This window comes from Blastocatellia bacterium, assembly GCA_035275065.1.
Classification (GTDB): Bacteria; Acidobacteriota; Blastocatellia; order UBA7656; family UBA7656; genus DATENM01.
Window position 1 is genome coordinate 1 of the sequence record DATENM010000101.1, and the last position, 2,228, is coordinate 2,228.

Sequence of the window (2,228 nt, forward strand, 5' to 3'; positions counted from 1 at the left end):
GCCGAATCAAACGTCGAGCGTGGATGTCAACGACCGGCTGGCAAGCGATAGCTACGACAGCAACGGCAACACCATCGGCTCGGCGGGCAACACGTATCAGTACGACAGTGAGAACCGGCTGGTGGCGTTGAATGCCGGCACAGCCAATGAAGTGCGCTACATCTACGACGGCGATGGCAACCGGGTGGCGAAGACCGCAGGCACGGGCGCGTCGGCGGTGACGACGACGTACCTCGTAGACACCATGAACCCGACCGGCTACGCGCAGGTGGTCGAAGAGATGACGGGCGGCAGTGTGCAGCGGGTGTACGTGCTGGGTGCAATGAGAGTCAGCCAGCAGCAAGTCATCAGTGGTAACTGGGCGGCGAGTTTCTATGGCTACGACGGGCACGGCTCGGTGCGGCAGTTGATGGATAGCAGCGGGGCGGTGACCGACACGTACACGTATGACGGGTTCGGCAATCTGCTGGCGAGGACGGGCAGTACCGCAAATGATTATCTGTACGCGGGCGAGCAGATGGATGCGGCGCTGGGGATGTACTACCTCAGGGCCAGGTACATGAATCCGGCGAGTGGCAGATTCTGGACGGCAGACTCCTTAAATGGGAATAGCTTTGATCCACTCTCACTGCATAAGTTTCTCTACGCCAATGGCAATCCTGTAAATAGGCGTGATCCATCGGGGCACGAATCAGATAGCTTGCAGAGCCTCGCTGTTGCCTTCCTTGTTGCAGGAACGCTCTTAGCAGTAGCTCAGGTAACTTACACTACTAGCGAAAAGGTGAAAGGAAGGGCGAGGCGGCCCGATGTCAACTATGATCCCCACACTGATAGGGGGCCTGATGTGCTTCCGTTCCCGAGACAAAGGGAGGATGAAAGTAACATTGTCTATCGCGCTTTGCGTGATGACGAAAACCCGTCAACAGGACTTTGGGCCAAAGATGTTCTTGCTGAGGAGAGCCTGGATGACCACATCATCCACGGCAGCGACTCTGAGTATGCGGATCAGTATATTTCAACAACCCGCAGCACGCTCGTAGCTCAGAGGTACGCATTAACAGGTTCCAGCACAAATAAGCGAATAGCAGTGATTGATTTTGACCGAGTCAGAGCACCGTATTACGATGTGTCAACACCGGTAGGGGCAGCAAAACATTTGAAGGATGATGAAGCAAGAAGGATTGCGGTGGCGGATGAGGAAGTCACCATATCAAGACACATCACGCCGGAAGCAATCAGGTATGTACATGGGATTCAGTAGAAAAACGCAGTTCCCGCGCGGATTGCTATAGCGTTGTATCGATCCTTCAAGAGAAGGATTGATTGAGGGACAATGATTTGTAGGGAAAGGGAGGTAATTCTATGGGGGTCGCAGATAATTTGGGTATCGCGCTCGGTGATTTTCTTGTGCCATTGCGCCAACATCGAGGGCTAGATGAGGAGAAGTTTGAAGCACTCTGCTCGATACTCAAAGCTTGTCGCGAAGAGTGGAAGGATGTAGATGCCATTCCTAAGCGAACAGTAAAGGCGCTGGTGGATATCTACCCGGCCACTATTGCTCATGCTTCATGGTATGAAAGAGAAAAGCAGGAGTATAAGAAAATCAAGAAGGCAGCACTCAAGCTTCTGTCGCTCACCAGCAAAGCTTTGTCCTAAGACATTGAAGAAACTTAACGTGCATTCGAACACAGCCCCTCTACTTCAATGACTACAGCTATAATGGGCTAACTCGTCTCTCTATGTTCACCGACAACGCGCCGGCCAGCGGCACGCGTCCCGCGACGGGTGTGACCAGCTATAGCTACGACGCGGCGGGCAACCTCTCAGGCTACCTCTACCCGAATCAGGTGCAGACCGCCTACACTTACAACGCTCTGAATCGCCTCACCAGCCTGAGCATCAGCAAGGCCAGCACGACACTTGCGAGCTACGGCTACACGCTAGGTGCGGCAGGCAACCGCCTGAGCCTGACGGAGGCGAGCGGGCGTAACGTCAGCTATGGCTATGACGCCTTGTATCGGCTGACCAGCGAAACGATCAGCAACGACCCGGTGGCAGCGGGCAACGGCGCGATCAGCTACAGCTATGACGCGGTGGGCAACCGGCTGACGCGGACTTCAACCGTGGCGGCAGTGCCGAATCAAACGTCGAGCGTGGATGTCAACGACCGGCTGGCAAGCGATAGCTACGACAGCAACGGCAACACCATCGGCTCGGCGGGCAACACG

General features: G+C 55.2%; 3 protein-coding genes. All 3 read left to right on the top strand.

What is annotated here, in order from left to right:
• A partial coding sequence (locus VJ464_22455; protein HKQ07906.1) for an RHS repeat-associated core domain-containing protein occupies positions 1-1,261 on the top strand: 1,261 nt, incomplete at its 5' end.
• 101 nt (positions 1,262-1,362) lie between these two features.
• Positions 1,363-1,656 (top strand): hypothetical protein, encoded by a 294-nt coding sequence (locus VJ464_22460; protein ID HKQ07907.1) that lies wholly within the window; start codon positions 1,363-1,365, stop codon positions 1,654-1,656.
• Positions 1,657-1,739: 83 nt separating this feature from the next.
• Positions 1,740-2,228, top strand: a 489-nt coding sequence (locus VJ464_22465; GenBank protein HKQ07908.1) for a hypothetical protein, incomplete at its 3' end; no start/stop codon positions are given.

Bases quoted from the DNA above. Each gene is read 5' to 3' on its own strand.
- VJ464_22460 (HKQ07907.1), top strand. From the start codon at position 1,363: ATGGGGGTCGCAGATAATTTGGGTATCGCGCTCGGTGATTTTCTTGTG.